This is a genomic window from Flavobacterium fluviatile (genome assembly GCF_010645065.1).
Lineage (GTDB): Bacteria > Bacteroidota > Bacteroidia > Flavobacteriales > Flavobacteriaceae > Flavobacterium > Flavobacterium fluviatile.
The window spans coordinates 66418-82879 of the sequence record NZ_JAADZW010000001.1 but is presented as its reverse complement, the minus strand read 5'-3'; the positions used below and the strand labels follow the sequence as shown (position 1 = coordinate 82879).

8 protein-coding genes and 1 pseudogene are annotated in these 16462 nt (G+C 34.2%); all 9 read right to left on the bottom strand.

Annotated elements, in window-relative coordinates; translation table 11 throughout:
* Nucleotides 1–60: 60 nt before the first annotated feature.
* The 9 genes and pseudogenes from GXM17_RS00295 to GXM17_RS00255 all read right to left on the bottom strand — a co-directional run bounded on the left by GXM17_RS00295 (nt 61) and on the right by GXM17_RS00255 (nt 16217).
* Entirely contained in the window at nt 61–981 is a 921-nt protein-coding gene (locus tag GXM17_RS00295; RefSeq protein ID WP_163397303.1) for a FecR family protein, read from the bottom strand.
* 97 nt (nt 982–1078) lie between these two features.
* A complete protein-coding gene (locus GXM17_RS00290) occupies nt 1079–1636 on the bottom strand; it encodes an RNA polymerase sigma factor (RefSeq protein ID WP_163397302.1) in 558 nt (185 codons plus the stop codon).
* A 368-nt stretch (nt 1637–2004) separates the two neighbouring features.
* Nucleotides 2005–4359 (bottom strand): glycoside hydrolase family 2 protein, encoded by a 2355-nt coding sequence (locus tag GXM17_RS00285; RefSeq protein WP_163397301.1) that lies wholly within the window; start codon nt 4357–4359, stop codon nt 2005–2007.
* Nucleotides 4352–5821 (bottom strand): annotated as a pseudogene (locus GXM17_RS00280) (sulfatase family protein). Before GXM17_RS00280 ends, GXM17_RS00285 begins: the two are co-directional and overlap by 8 nt.
* Before the next feature lie 70 nt (nt 5822–5891).
* A complete protein-coding gene (locus GXM17_RS00275) occupies nt 5892–7250 on the bottom strand; it encodes a sulfatase (RefSeq protein ID WP_163397300.1) in 1359 nt (452 codons plus the stop codon).
* 26 nt (nt 7251–7276) lie between these two features.
* Nucleotides 7277–8164 carry a sialate O-acetylesterase gene (locus GXM17_RS00270; RefSeq protein ID WP_163397299.1) on the bottom strand — a complete coding sequence of 296 codons (888 nt, stop codon included), beginning with the start codon at nt 8162–8164 and terminating at the stop codon, nt 7277–7279.
* Entirely contained in the window at nt 8161–9789 is a 1629-nt protein-coding gene (locus tag GXM17_RS00265; RefSeq protein ID WP_163397298.1) for a sulfatase family protein, read from the bottom strand. The genes GXM17_RS00270 and GXM17_RS00265 overlap by 4 nt, the downstream gene beginning before the upstream one ends.
* Before the next feature lie 458 nt (nt 9790–10247).
* Nucleotides 10248–14309 (bottom strand): hybrid sensor histidine kinase/response regulator transcription factor, encoded by a 4062-nt coding sequence (locus tag GXM17_RS00260; protein ID WP_163397297.1) that lies wholly within the window; start codon nt 14307–14309, stop codon nt 10248–10250.
* Between the two features lie 303 nt (nt 14310–14612).
* Nucleotides 14613–16217 carry a sulfatase family protein gene (locus GXM17_RS00255; protein ID WP_482788936.1) on the bottom strand — a complete coding sequence of 535 codons (1605 nt, stop codon included), beginning with the start codon at nt 16215–16217 and terminating at the stop codon, nt 14613–14615.
* Between the last annotated feature and the right edge of the window lie 245 nt (nt 16218–16462).

Below are 16462 nucleotides of genomic sequence, written 5' to 3'. Positions count from 1 at the left end.
CTAAGCTTTTAAAGTTGCAGTTGTCTGATTATTAAAATGTTGTAATATATAATTTAGCGACTATTGAATGGTATACACGCCTGCTTTCAATTGATATTCTGCATTAATTATCTTGCACACCAAAGCAACCACTTGTTCAGGAGGTAATTCTTTAAAATAAGCACTAATTTGGAGTTTTTTTAGCTTATCATTTTTGAGTTCAAGTGTAACATTATAGTTCCGATTAATTGTCGCAATAACCTCTGGCATTGGTGTATCGTCAAAAACAATTATACTTTTCCGCCATAGCGAAATAGAACTTACTGGTACATCTTTAAAAGCGCGTAATTTGTTACTTTTGTTCTGAAAGACAGCTTTTTGTCCAGGAGTTACAAATACGTTTTCCTCTGTGATAGTTGATTTGACATTTACCCTTCCTGTCAAAACCGATACCTCCTGATGTAATTGTTCTGGGTAGGCTTGCACATTAAAACTAGTTCCTAATACTTTTGTATCCATTTGTTTCGTGTGAATTATAAACGGATGCTTTTTATCTTTAGCAACATCAAAGAAAGCCTCTCCTGTTAGTGACACTTCTCGAGTACCACCATTAAACACTTCAGGATACTCCAAAACACTACCCGCATTAAGCCAGACTTGCGTACCATCTGTTAACGTAATTTTTGCACGTTCTCCAAGTTTGGTTGCATACTGCTTGGTGGTGATTGTCATTACTGATAAATAGTAAAAAGCTGAAAAACCAACCACTAATAAAACGGCAGCTGCTGCTGTCCACTTAAAAGAAGAAAGATAAAATACTCTTTTTGCTTTCTTTATTTGACGAATTTCATTTTTTAATTTTGACTTGCTTGATTGTATTACACATTTCTCGTCTGAATGCATTTCGGCACTGTCATACCATTCGTCCCAAAGTTTCTGGCCTGTTAAAGAAGACTTACCTTCTAAAAATAATTTAATATCTTGATGTAATTGTTCTGGCATTATTATATGTTTATTCCTTTAGTAGTATGTCTCGCAAATTCCGCTTTTTGGTAGGCTGTCAAGATTACGATTGTGTTAAGAAAAGATTCAGCAGACTTTAACTGAATTCTCCCAAATAAGAGCGCATAAATTTTAAAGCGTAGGAAATATGATATTTGACTGTTTCGTGCGAAATATTAAGTTCTGCGGCAATTTCTTTGTTCGAATATTGTTTAAACCGACTTAAAATAAATACTTCTTTTGACTTTTTAGGGAGTAAAGCGGTAGCTTTATCCACTGCTTGTTGCAATTCGTCATGATAGATGGCTTCTTCTACTGAATTATTACTCTCATAGGTAATACCATCACAATGCATTATCTCCTGTATGTATTGATCGCTGAGCGCATGCGATTTAAAATAATCTAAAGTTATATAGCGAACTGAAGTATAGATGTACGCTGAAAATTTTTTATGTATTGTGATCGTTTTGCGCCTTTCCCAAATAGTCGTAAATACTTCCTGAACAATTTCTTCGGCGATAGCTACCGACTTCATCCGTATGTACACAAAACGAACTAAATCATCACGATATCTAAAATACAACTCATCAAAAGCCTTATCCCGACCCTGTTTCAACAAGTCAACAAGCTCTTCATCTGTATATTTACTAAACATAATGATTTAATTTTGAGTCAATACTTTCAATACAAAAAGGATGTACCACAACAATTTTGTTGTTTTTTTTACGGTGGGCTATTACTATTAAAAAAGACATAGTTTACAGTATTTGGTTTACATATATGTCTCCAAAATTAAAAATATGAGTAGGTGCTTAAGGTTATGTTTATATTAACAAAAGCATAGTTATGCATACCCTATATTAACATTTTATAAGGTGAAATAACTGACCACAACAAAATCACAGTAATAAAGTTGTTTTTAATAAAAAAAAGTCGATAAAAGAGAAAGAAACCTCTTTTATCCACTTTTTTAAACTTTTTCTTAACTACAACTGTAGTGTTGAATTTAAATAATTAACCAACTTACTTATGAGGTACAACTCCCAATTTTCCACTCAACTCTTTAGTTGTCGCCGAGAATGAAATTTTACTGTTTTTATCTCCTATTTGCACTACCGCAGTTGCAATTCCTGCTTCGGCATTCACATCACCTACGTTCATTAGTTTAACATCTCCATGGATTGAAAAGTCTATTTTTTCATTAAAATCTGGGACTATGGTACCATTTTTATCCACTGCTGCGATATACACAAAAACAACATCATTGACTCCTGCTTGCGCTTTTTTGCCACTTTCATCAATCCAAATTTTGAATTTTTCAGCAGCTTCTGGAGTTTTTACCGTTGTGGTTTCGACTTGTTTTCCATTAATGAAACCAACTGCTTTCAATTCCCCAGCTTCAAATTGATTCACCTTAAATGTAAAAGGTGGATGTGATAAATTGGTGGTATTTTTATCGTTATCTGGTTTTTGTTTCCCAATACTTTTTCCGTTTAAAAACAACGCTACTTCATCACAATTGCTGAAAACTTTGACATTCAAATCAGAGGTAGCATTCCAATAACTTGCGATTTTAAGAACTACTGCTTCAGATGGACTTTTTTGACTTTCGTAAAAATTAAAACCAAATTTTGGCAAACGGAAAATATCCATAATCCCAGATGTTTCAATATCATCGTGATAGCCGCGGTTGTAATCATACATTACCCAATACCCATCACCAAAGGCAGTTGTATTTAAATTATCATTGTGAGATTCCTGCAAATTGTAGGCTTGTTTCAATAAAGCTGCTTCGCCTTCTTTTCGGTAATGACGGCTGCTTTTTTCCAATCGCATGCCTTTTGGCATTTTGTCTTGGTTCAAACCTGCATTGCTTGAATAATATTCCCAATCTCCATATTCAGAAACAAAATAAGGTTTGATTCCCTTGTTTTCATTTGGATGAAGGATTCGGTGTTGTCTGGCTTGAAAGAAAATATCATATACCTCAGGCATCCATCCACAAGAAAAAGCCTGACTTCCTGGATATTCCTCATGTACTCTTCGGTTCAATTCTTCCATAAAAGGAATCGGCATCTTGGTTTCATTCAGTGAAACTTCCCAAGAAACTACAGACGGATGATTACGGTCACGACGAATTAAATTGGCAGCCGACTCATAACAAAAATTCTTGAAAGCCTCATTTTCCGCATAATATTGCCAACCTAAAATAGCATCTACCACAAATAATCCTAATTCGTCACAAGCCTTTAAGAATGCTGGCGATTGCGGATAATGTGACAAACGGATGCAATTGAATCCTGCGTCTTTTATCTTTTTAGCATCACGGTATTGTGCATTGTCTGAAAGGGCATACCCAATAAACGGATATTCTTGATGGCGATTGACACCACGTAAAAAGGTTTTTACACCGTTCACATACAAATCAGTTCCTCTAAATTCTAACGAACGAATTCCGAAATTGGTAGTCTCTTTATCTTTTAATTGACCATTTACCAAAACTTTAGTCTCTAACTGGTATAAATTTGGACTTTCAGTTGACCATAAATTTGGATTACGAACTGTAATAGCAGCTTTCAATTCCACCTCTCCTTTTGAAACAATAGTACTTTGAGATGTCGTTTCTTCAATTTTCTTTCCTTTGAAAAATACCGTTTGAACCAAATCTACTTTTTGATTTTCATTTGTTTCGTTTAGTAAATGTGTTTTAATGGCCACATCTGAAGATTCTTTTGAAACTTTTGAAAAACTCACAAAAATACCACCTCCTGCAATTTTATTAGCCAATAAAGGGTGCGAAATATATACCTTTTCTTTGTAAGTCATCCAAGCATTTCGATACAAACCGCCATACATATTAAAATCTAAAATTTTAAGTGGTTTTGGTCCTGTTACAGGATTGTCTGTATTGTCTAATTTTACAGCAATGGTATTGGTTTCTCCAAATTTTACAAACTTTGAAGCATCAATTAAAATAGGCAAATATCCTCCTTGTTGATGGGCAACTTCTACGCCATTAATCCACACTTTAGCTATATTCATAGCGCCTTCAAACTCTAAAAAAACTTTTTTGTCTTTTTCGGAAGCATCGACTTTGAATGTTTTTCGGTACCAACATACGCCCTGCCATTGATTATTCACAATCAAAGGTTCGATGTTCGCGGTATGTGGTAAACTTACTTTTTCCCAATTCGCATCATTATAGTTTGGCTGTATCAAATCAGTATCCGCAGTAGTGGTTTCGTTGACTTTTGTAAATTTCCAATCTTTATTAAAATCAAGTTTTACACTCGTTTCTTGAGCCGTTACAACCGAAGAAATTGCTATAAAACTCCATACAATACACCTCTGGGCTTTCTTCAAAAAGGAATTATTCATCGTTCTTTTTAGTTTGTTTTGTGTTATTCGATTTTTTGTGTGCTGCCTTGTATTGATTGGCTAATTTTTTAAAACCTATTTCAACGCCAGCAAGCATTTGTTGGTATAGCTCAGGTTTTTCTTTTTTTACCCAATCCAACACGGCTACCGCATCGGCATCCTCAGGATGATAAACATTGCTCACTGGTTTCATTTCTTTGTCATACCAAAGCGTTTTTTTACGCAAGTCTGTTAAAACTTTTGCATATTTTTTATCGAAAGCGAGGTTGTGTAATTCCTCTGGGTCTTTTTCTAAATCATACAATTCCTCAACAGGTTTTGTTTTTGCAAAAAATGGTTTCTGAGCTTCATTCAGCTTTCCTTCTTCATTCAATTTGCGCATGATGTGTACTGCAGGACGATAAAACTCTAAATAAGCTTGATGTGCATCATAAGGCATTTCAGGTTTGTCATTGCGAATGTATTTCCATTTATCAGAGGTTATGGCTCTTGATTTTTCCTCAATTTCATCCCACAAATCGCGTGTTGCATATACATAATCGTTTTTATAATTTTTGTCTAAAATCGATTTCCCTGTCATATACGAAGGCACTTTGACCCCTGCCCAATCCAAAATAGTGGCAGTAATATCTACCGCCGAAACGATTTCTTTATTCACATGAGGGCCATTGTACTTTTGCGGATAATGAACAATAAAAGGAATTCGCAAACCTGAATCGGCGAGATAGCCTTTTCCTCTGATGTTGCATCTTCCGTTATCGCCAATAAAAATTACGATGGTATTATCAGCCAAGCCTTTTTCTTCTAGCTCTTTGAAAATGATTCCCACCTCGTTATCCAAAAATTCGATTTGGTCTAAATATTTCGCCCAGTCCAAACGGATAACAGGATCATCAGCCAAATACGATGGTAATTTGACTTTATTAGGGTCAACAGGGTGTTTTGATTTGCTTCTTACCTCATCCTACCAATCACCACGATGGCTAGCCAGCAACTGAATTTGAGCAAAAAAAGGCTTTCCGTCATTTTCAAAATGATCGTATTTGTCAAATAATCCAAATTGTGTTTTACCATCCCAAGGGCCTAGATTTTCAGATTTGAAGTTCATATCTGTTTTACGACCCAATCCCATTACGGCATGATTTCCTAAAACAGTTGTATATCCCGCTTCTCTTAACAAAGCAGTAAAGGGTTTGAAATGAGAATCCAACGGCACATCGCGATTCGAGCGATGGTTGTGCGCATTGATTTTGACTTGGTGTGTCCCCACCATCATCGCAGAACGACTAGGCGAACAAATAGAATTCGTTACAAAACAATTATCATAACGAACCCCTTCGGCAGCCATTTTATTAAGATTGGGTGTCTTTACAGCTTGCATTCCGTAGCATTCTAAGTCCAAACTCATATCTTCGGCCATCAGCCAAATGATATTAGGTTGTTTGAGTTCTTTTTGTGCCATGGCTGAAAAGCTCATTAGTGAAGCAAATGCCAGTGGTAGTATTTTTTTTAAAATTCATCCTATTTCTGTATTACGCTTTTTTATAATTTGGAACAGCTTCTTTCTCCCATTTAGCCAAATCTTTTTTTAATTTTTCGGCCATTTTCAATTCCGTATTTATTAAATCATTTTTCTCAGAAATATCGTTTTTGATATTAAACAATTGAAATTTCCCGCTATGGTATTTGATTAATTTCCAATCGCCATTCATAATAGCGGCATACTGATCTTCATAGCTACGGAAGAAATACAAACTTCTATCTTTAAACTTTTTACCGTTTACAATAGGCATCAAACTTTTACCGTTTACTTGTTTGTCATTGCATCCTTTTCCTGAAGCAATGTCGATTAATGTCGGAAAAACATCTGTAGTTTGAATTGGAATATCCGAAACCGTATTCGCTTTAGTCACCCCTGGATAATATAATAAAAACGGTACTCTTGCTCCTCCTTCACCTAAGGTATTGCCACTCGTTTTACCACCACTCAATGGGGCGTTGCTGAAAAAACCACCTTGGTCAGAAGTAAATATAATTACCGTATTATCTGCAATTCCTTTTTCGATTAATGCTTTCCTAACGCGACCCACAGATTCGTCCACAGCCGAAATCATCGCAGCATATTCGGCATCCTTCCCTTTTAATCCTTCTTTTTTATATTGTTCTACCCAGTCCTTTCTTCCTATTTGTGGCCCATGTACATCATAATGAAAATAAGAAAGCATAAATGGTTTTTCGTTTTCATAATTCGAAATAAAATCCAATGCTTTATCAGCCAAAACGGTTTCTAAATATATATCTGTGTTATCAAAACTAGCCAACGGGTTTACATCTTTGAAAAATGGAGGATAATACCCTTTTGGATGTCCATAATTACAAACACCATATTCTTCGTCAAATCCTTGTTTTGTTGGATAATATCGTGCGTCACCCAAATGCCATTTTCCTAAGAAAAAGTTATAATACCCTAATTCTTTCAAACGCTCTGCATAAGTCACTTCTTTAAGCGGCAACATATTAATCGATGGCATTTGTACGGGATCAGTAGGCCACAAGCTAAAATCGTTGATCGAATTTCCTTTGTCATCAAAATCAGCTCCTTCACGATCATCAATATGACGCACCATTTGAAAACGAACAGGTTCCATTCCTGTCAAAATCGAAGCTCTACTGGGACTACAAGTAGGTGTAGCCACATAAGCCCGATTAAAATCCATTCCGTCTTGACGCAATTGATCGATATTAGGCGTATGGAATTTCGGGTTGCGATAGCCCACATCAGCCCATCCTAAATCATCTACAAAGAATAGAATAACATTCGGTTTTTTTTGTTGTCCAAAACTAAAGTGTAGCACCATTAAAAGCACTATAGTAATTACTGATTTTTTCATTTTTATCAATTAAAAAAAAATTATAGTTATTTTTTGTTTTGCATTTGAAGTAATTTTTCTCCAAATGCTGTTCCTAGGCGGTATTGCCCCATTTCGTTATAATGTACCTTATCCGAATGTTTGGGGAAATCGTCATACGGCTCATTAGCAGTGGTTTTTATAACGGCCACATTTTTCAATACATGGGTAATATGTTCCTGAGCGGTACGAACCGTTTCAGGTCCAGCAGGAAATTTGCCGTAGTGGGAATTAATTTGTCCCAATACAAAAGGCATTTCGTTCACCTTGAACTCAGTGCGTATTCCGTTTATCAATTTGGTCAAATTAGCTTCATAACTCAAAGCCGAAACTTCTTTGGCAGCATCGTTTTCCCCTTGCATCCACGCCATTCCGATGATTTTATATTTTTTGCCTTGAGCATCCAGATTTTTTAAATTTTCTTTGATGTCATTGACAAAATTAGAATACAATTTCAAATCTCTTTTAAAACCTTCCGCTTCTACTTCAATTGCTTTTTCAGCCGTCCATTCTGGATTCCATGCTCCGTATAGAGCCGTTCCTCCTTGCGCTGTTTTGATAAGCAAATAATGTGCATTTGGATTTTTCTCTGCCAATACAACTCCAACCATTAATTCAGGTCCAAAAGCTTCTTCAAAACCATATTTTTCTTTATGTCCTTTTGCCAAATAAAAAGACAAAGGCTTCGGTGTTCTACCTGAATTGCTTACTAAAACCCTGTCTTGAACTTTGGTCACTCTATCTTTTACAGATTGGTCTAAAGCAGTGTAATTCCCTGCTCCCGCCATATTTGATTGTCCTGCTAAAAGAACTACCTGAACGACGAATTCTTTATTTTGAGATGACATGGTTCCAAAACTCAAAACACATAGTATTGCGATAACTATACTTTTCATTGCTTCATTTTTTGTTTAAGATTTACTTCATTAACTGGCTCTTTTTTATCCATTACATCCAAATCAATATCTTCTGTATTGATTCTTCCTTTTTTATAGGGTTTTCCATTGCTATAATTATTGTATAGATTTTGTACACCCTCACCAGAATATAAGTACTTATCAAAAATATCTCCATTTCCTAAAATCCTTGGATCTTGCTCTTTTATTAACTGTTTGGTCATCGCTTTATTCATGCTTGCCATTAACTTGGAATACTTTTCATCACCCGCTAAATTGTGGACACAAAAAGGATCTTTCTTAATATCGTACAATTCGTAATCCCCTCTTTTACCAAAATTTAGCTCCCAATATTTCATGATGCCTTCTTTTCTTCGAGAGTTCAATACCTCGGTTTTTGTTGGGCTATAATCACAGTTTAAGTATCCTAATTCTGGATTCCCTACTGGCCAACGGTCTGGCTTAAAATTATGCAGGTATAAAAAACCGTCTTGGATGATTCCTCTCACTGGATAGCCTTCATCATTAGGACGACCTACATCATGACGCTCTTTTCCGACCATTTGGAAATTGCGCTTTTTATTGACAACTCCTGATTGTTCAGAATAAAAAATATCTGTTAAACTCTTCCCCGTTAATTTTTCCATTCCCGATTGTTTTTCTGAAATACCCGCTACTTCTAAATAAGTAGGAACAAAATCAATAAAACTCACCATATCCTCTACTACTCTTCCTGGATTTTTGATTCCGTTTGGCCACATAATAGCTAAAGGCGAGTGATTAGAATATTCGTAAACCTGTCCTTTAACACGAGGAAAAGGCATTCCGTTATCAGATGTAACAACTACGATAGTATTGTCTAATTCGCCGCTTTCTTCTAATAATTTTAGAATTCCCTGCAAATGTTTGTCAAAATATTCGATTTCAAAGGCATAATCGAGCATGTCATTGCGCACTACTTTATTATCTGGCCAAAAACTAGGTACTTCATCAATAGAATTAATATCCATTCCTCCTAATTTTGCCCCTGACATAAATTCATACGCGCGATGTGGCTCTTTACTTCCGTACCAAAAACAAAAAGGCTGTCCTTTAGGTCTGGCTTTTAAGAATGCTTCAAAATTCTTAGTATAATCAACGTTTGAAATTTGTTTAGTAGGTGGCGTCAATTTGAATTCATCAAATTCGGTTCCTGTTAGTTCCCTTTCTTTACCATCTATTTTTCCTGGATCTCCAGGTCCCCAACCTTTTCCTGTGAAACCAACAAAAAAACCATTTTCAGATAAAGCTTCAGCATAGGTTTTAAACTTTGCAGGAAAACTTGGTGAATGATTGGCCGCTTCTTCCAATTGCCAACTGTTTCTTCCTGTAATAATGCATGCACGTGAGGGAGCACATTTACCATTCGGTGTATAAGCGTTATTGAATAAAATTCCGTTTTTAGCAACTTTGTCAAAAGCAGGTGTTTTTACCCATTTGCATCCATAAGCTCCAAAGTGCTTCCAACCCGCATCATCTGCCACAGCAAATAAGATATTAGGTTTTTTATTGACTTTATGTTGCGCTTTTGTGAGTTGACAGAAAGTTATAAATAAGCTAAGGGCAATTAAAAATATTTTTTTCATTTTCAAATACTACAGTTAATAGTTCAGTAATACAAATTTTAAAATTTTAACCAATAAGCTTGTCTGTTCCCGTATTTGAAAAGTATCTATGCGTAAATATCTAGACATAAATGTTTTTTCTATTCTAGATATCATTCAACAAAAACTATTGAAGTATAGTATACGTTTTTGTCGAATTAGTTTTTAACTAAACATTTTAATTCACAAAAAAATTCATGCTTTTAAGCGCAAAGAATTCTAGTGTTGTTTTGTTCTCGAAAAGACAAGTTGTTTAATTGCAATTGACCTAATTTTCAAAAAACAACATTTACGATCAAAATTTATTTAACAATAAATTTCATTTATAAACGGTGTATAGAAACAGTTTCAAAGAAACTCCTTTATCAGTAGATTACATTGCCAATAATTACCTTTAAATCATCTTATTTTATCCAATTAGACTAAAACTATTAAGAGTTTTATGTGTTGTTATCTGAATATTTGTTGGCTATTTCGACCGCGTACTTCCCAGGAGTCACTTCGTATTTTTCCTTAAACAATTTACTAAAGTGGGTACGACTTTTAAACCCTGTCATCATATACACTTCGTTTACTGACAATTTCTTTTCAATCAAAAATTCGGCGGCTTTTTTTAGACGATAAACTTTTAGTAATTCAAAAGGGGTGTAATTCGTCAAAGTTTTTACTTTTTGGTAAAAGTGCGTGCGATTCAGATACAAATCTTTGGCAAAATGATCTAAATCTAAATCTTGATTGTCCAGATTATCCGCCATCAAACTGTATAATTTTTCTAGAAAAGCATTGTCATTACTGTTATCTTTATTTGTTAACCTCAAAGGCAATTCAATTTGGAAACGCTCTCTTAACTGTTTGCGGTTGCGCAATATCGATTCGATTGAAGAAATTAAATGCTGCATGTTAAACGGTTTCTGAATATAAGCATCGGCTCCATCAATGAGCCCTTTTACTTGATCCTCAATCGTAGTACAAGCCGTTAACAAAATAACGGGTATATGACTGGTTTTAATGTCTGACTTGATTTTTTTACACAAATCAAATCCGTTAAGTTCAGGCATTAATACATCACTTAACACCAAATCAGGCCAATCGTTTTCTAGTGCGTTCAAACACTCTTGACCGTTTACAAAAACCTCCACCTTTACAAATTGAGACAATGTGTTTGATATGTAGTTTCTTAAATCGGCATTGTCCTCAGCAATAAAAATTTTAGCATCTGAAAAACTGCTGTCAAAATGCAAACTTTTGTAGTCGATGCTTTCCAATTCAAAATTGCTGCTTTCTAATTTTTCAGCAGACAGTACTTCGTTTTCTATTACCTCCTGATCGTCCGAATATTCATGATGAATAATAGGCAATCGAATATGGATTATAGTTCCTTCACCTGAAATACTCTCAGCATTAATATAGCCATAATGCATTTCGACCAATTGTTTAGAGAATGCCAATCCTATTCCAGAGCCACCATAATAGATGTATTCCTTTTTCTTGGATTGGTAAAAACGTTCAAAAATATGCGGTAAATCTTCACTATCAATTCCTCTTCCTTTGTCTTTTACATCAAGCAATAAGTCGTTATTCTCCACTTTATATTCAATTGCTATTACGTCATTTTGCTTGGTATATTTGAACGCATTGGTGATTAAATTATTCAAAACCTTTTCAATTTTATCTTTATCAGCATATACATACACCGCTTGATTCGGTTTTATAGCACGAATAGATTTTTCCTCAGCAGCAGCCATAAATTCATACTCTGAAATAAGTTCATTAATAAAAAGATCGAAACTAAAGTAAGTATAATTCATCTTAAGCTGATTGGCATCAGCCTTTTGAAAATCATGCACTTGATCGATTAACTTAGCTATTTTTTGGGATTGCTTCTGAACAATCTTCAAAGTTCCTAATACTTCATCATTGTTCCTAAAACGTTCAAAAAGCGATTCAATAGGCCCCGAAATTAAGGTCAATGGTGTTTTAATCTCATGAGAAATATTACTAAAAAAACGAAGTTTAGCTGCATTTACTTCTTTAACATTGTTCTTTTCCAATTTTTCAATTTCAACATTATGTTTTAAAGCTTGCAGTCGTAGAACAAAATGTACAATGTAATAGCCTCCAACCAATAATATTAAATAATAGAGTATAATAGCAGCAGTTGACCGCCAAAAAGGAGGCGTAATGGTTATATGTAGTACTTTGGTTTTCGTCCATTTATTCATTGTATTTGAAGCTTTTACTTTCAAGACATAATCTCCTGGAGGCAAACCATTAAAATATATATTTCTTTGATCGGTAGGTATTTCTAACCACTCTTTATTAAGAGGCAACAATTGGTATTTGATAAAATGATTGTTTTGAGTAGAAAAATGCAAGGAGGTCACCCCGATAGAAAATACATTTTCATTGTATTTTAAGACCAGTTTATCCAAATCGCTCAACCTTTTTTCCATCAGCACTCTATCGTTAAGAGTATCACCTACATTAATCGCCTGATTAAAAACCTTTAACTCTCCGAGCTCTAAACGAGGTAATTTTTCCGTCATTGGAAGCTCTTTTGGTTTAAAGTAACAAAAACCATCAAATCCAGACAAAATCATATAGCCATTCTTTAAAAGGTCATAACCATAATTAAAGTCTTCAAAAGGCAAACCATCGGACTCACTAAATCTTTGAAAACGATGCGTTTCAATATTAAACTTATTCAATCCTATATTTGTAGTAATCCATAAGGATTTAGCGCCATCGTAAATAATACTTTTTACTACGTTATTAGATAATCCTTGTTTTTCAGAAAAAGAAATAAATTCTGGCTGTTTATCACTATTTATCACTTTACAAATCCCTCCTCTTTCCGTACCTAACCATAACTCTTGATTAGGCAATCGTACAATTGAAGTTACAAAACTGCTCGAAATGGATTTTTTATTTGCTTTATCATTGGTAAAACGATCAATTTTGGCTGTTTCTAAAGTCTTGTTTTTACCAAAATCAAAACGGTACAAACCATCAGCATTTGTACCTACCCAAAGTAAATTTTTGTGTAAGGGATCGGGATAAAGGCACCTTATCAAAGAAATTTCATTGGTTTTGAAAAAAGGATTGTCATTTAATCTCTCTAATCGCGTAATTTCCTGATTGGCATTTAAAATGAGTCGGTATAAATCATCTGAACCTCCTACTAAAATACTACCATCAGGAGCTTCTTTAATTACTTTTACTGCCTCATTATTTAACTTTTTAAGATCATTTTTAAAAACCGGCTCTAACTGATTTGAATTGAATTTTACTTTAAACAACCCTTTATCTGTTATTTTTAGCCATACCGTTTTTTTAGAATCAACCGTTACCGCCCCTACTTTTAGCAAATCTTCAGTTGCAATCTGAAAAGGAAGTTTTTCAAAAGACTTCGTAATTGTATTGAACAAACTTAGACCACCTTGTATGGTGGAAATATAGACTTTATTATTATCGATGGCACTAACGCTTAATACTTCATTAGAGGTTAAGCCATAGGGTAAGTTTTTGCTCTTATTGTAATGTTGAAATGGATTTTCATTTAAATCAAATTTAAAAACACCTTTATTAAAACTCCCTACCCAACAGCTGTTTTTTAAGGGTGCGAAACAACTGACCCGTAACAAACTAGGATGCACATTAAAATCTACTAAGTGATAAGGCTGTTGCTGAATTAATTTTGTACTATTATCAATACGTGCAAAACCATCTTTCGCAGTACCTAGCCACACATTTTTGAAACGATCTAAAGCACAGGTGACAAAAGAGTGTTGCTCTAAATTAGTATGACTTAAGCTAAGTTTTAGCGCATTTTCACCGCCCTTATAATTGATAATTGCTATTCCTTTCTCAAGTGTTACCAGCAGTTTAGTATCAGTTAATTTTGTCAAAGATCTACTAAAACGAATCGATTTTCCTAATACCCCAGTGAATCTTTTCGTGACTAAATTAAAAGAAATCAAACCGATGGAAGTGGAAAACAAATAGTTATTTTCATCTACTGCAATACCATCATAAAAAGAGATACTTTCTTTTCTGTCTTTCATTGCAGGGACGTATTGATGATTAAAACTATAGTCATCGTTAAATAGTAAAATCCCTTTACGCTCAGTAGCACACACTACTAATTTTTTGCTCTCATTAAAAATAACTTTACGGACAATTGGCCCAGTGCCCCCTTTTTTTAAAAGACTATTAGAAAATAATGTGGTGAATTTCTCTTTAGTATAATTGTATATTGAAATTCCTTCATCCGTCCCAATCCATAAATTACCTTTTTTATCTTCGGAAATTGTTCGAATTCTATTGTTAACTAACAAATCTTTATCAACTGAATTTTTAAAGACTGAAAATCCATAACCATCATACCGATTCAAACCATCGTACGTACCTATCCAAATGTATCCTTTGGAATCTTCAAAAATCGAAGTCACTCCATTATGAGCTAAACCATTTGAAATAGAAATATTTTTAGAAAACTCCAATTTTTCCGTTTGAGCGGACAATTGCACTATAAAAAAAAAACAAACGAAGTTTAAGGCTCTATAAAACATAGGTGGGGGGTAGCAAAAATTTAGAATCTAAATGAAATCATTTTTGATAAAAAAACAAATACTTAAGCAAAAACTAATTATAATTGTAAATATAATTAAAGATTTTATGAATTAGTATTTAATAGGAATCAAAGCAAATACTTCAAATAGTAACATTTGAAAAAAAAAAAAAACAACTCTCTCCAAGTAACCTACTTTTTGAGAATTAGTTTATACACTTTATTTTTTGTATCGCTATTGCAATTTGAGTTCTGAAGAAGTTTTATAATTATCACCTCTAAGTTTTTCAAAAGTAGCGATCATTTCTTTCAATTTTTCATGATTGGCTTTGGCTAAATTATTTTGTTGACCCATATCTTTCTTAATATTATACAACTGAAACTCATCAGATGGTCCCATCTCAATATTTACCTCTTTATTGATTTTAGGCGATCCTTTATACGGAGGAATCATAATCCAATCTCCTTTTCGTACTAAAGTTTTTGAGTTAGCTTCTAAAATTAACGCTTCACGACCTTTTTTGGTTTTTCCTAAAAAGTCGTTTAATAAATTTTGGCTATCGCTAAGTTTTGTTTCTTTACTACCTACTAAAGAAGCTAAAGAAGCTAATAAATCCATTTGACACACAACAGCATCTGACTTCCCTGGCTTGATATGTCCTTTCCAATAAGTAAAGAACGGTACTCGTGTACCTCCATCTAGCAAACTGTATTTTCCACCTCTTAAAGGTCCTGTTGGTTTGTGGTTTCCTGATTTTTCAACGGCATCATCATAATAGCCATCGTTTAAAACTGGGCCATTATCACTAGAAAATATAATCAAAGTGTTTTCTAATAGCCCTTCACTTTCTAACTTTTTCATTAACTCACCTACACACCAATCTGCCTCCACGATTACATCACCTCTTGGCCCTAAACCTGAAGCTCCAACAAAACGAGGGCTCGGGGTACGGGGTACATGAGGTTGTTGCAAAGCATAGTACAAGAAAAACGGACTTTTAGCATGACTACCAATATAATTTTTAGCTTCTGCCAAAAATGTATCAGCCATTTCTTCATCGTTCCATTTAGCTGCTTGACCACCTTTCATGTAACCAATTCTTGGAATACCATTGACAATACTGTTGTTGTGCCCATGATGCCATTTTATTTTCAACATTTCTGGATTCGTGATAGCAGTAGGTTCGCCATCAAATTTTTTCTTATAATCAACCATAATAGGGTCTTTAGGATCTAACCCTACTACATCTCCGTTTTTAATATACACCGTAGGAACTCTATCTTGAGTCGCAGCCATGATAAAACTATAGTCAAACCCTACTTCATTTGGACTAGGGCTAATATGCTTGTTCCAATCCACGGAGCCATTACCTAATCCTAAATGCCATTTTCCAACGATTCCTGTCTCATAACCTGATTCTTTTAACATTTTAGTAATAGTCATTTGGTTTACATCAATAAGCAAGGGAGCTGTACCTGGAAGGATTTTTGCATCAGAATTTCTCCAAGGATACGTCCCCGTTAATAATCCAAATCTACTAGGTGTACAGGTTGCAGAAGTTGCATAACCACTCATAAACATCATTCCTCCATCAATTAATTTATCAATATTTGGGGTTTTTATCCCTGTTCCTCCATAAGCTCCTAAATCACCGTAACCTAAATCATCTGCATAAATTATGATGATATTCGGTTTCGTTTTCGATTCACTTTCAGCATGTCCATCACGCTTTTTCTTATCTCCATTACATCCTAACATGGAAAATGAAAGAAAAAAAATTAAAAAATATTTCATACTTGAGAATTTTATATACTTATTTAAACTTTTATAATTTGACATTTTTTGATTTTAGACGTAATAAAAATGATGTATTTTATACTTAGCACACAAAACTAATGTTATATTGAACAACATTTCAGATCACCATACTAGTTCTTTCTAATTCCAAACTAGTTCTTGATGATTTTTAATTAATTTTTAAAGTAAAGATCTAACAAAAACGCATTACACAATTGCTGCATTTAGCTACTTATTACTTAAAGCAATGGCAAAAGACAAGCAATCTTAGCTTTTTCTTTTACTCT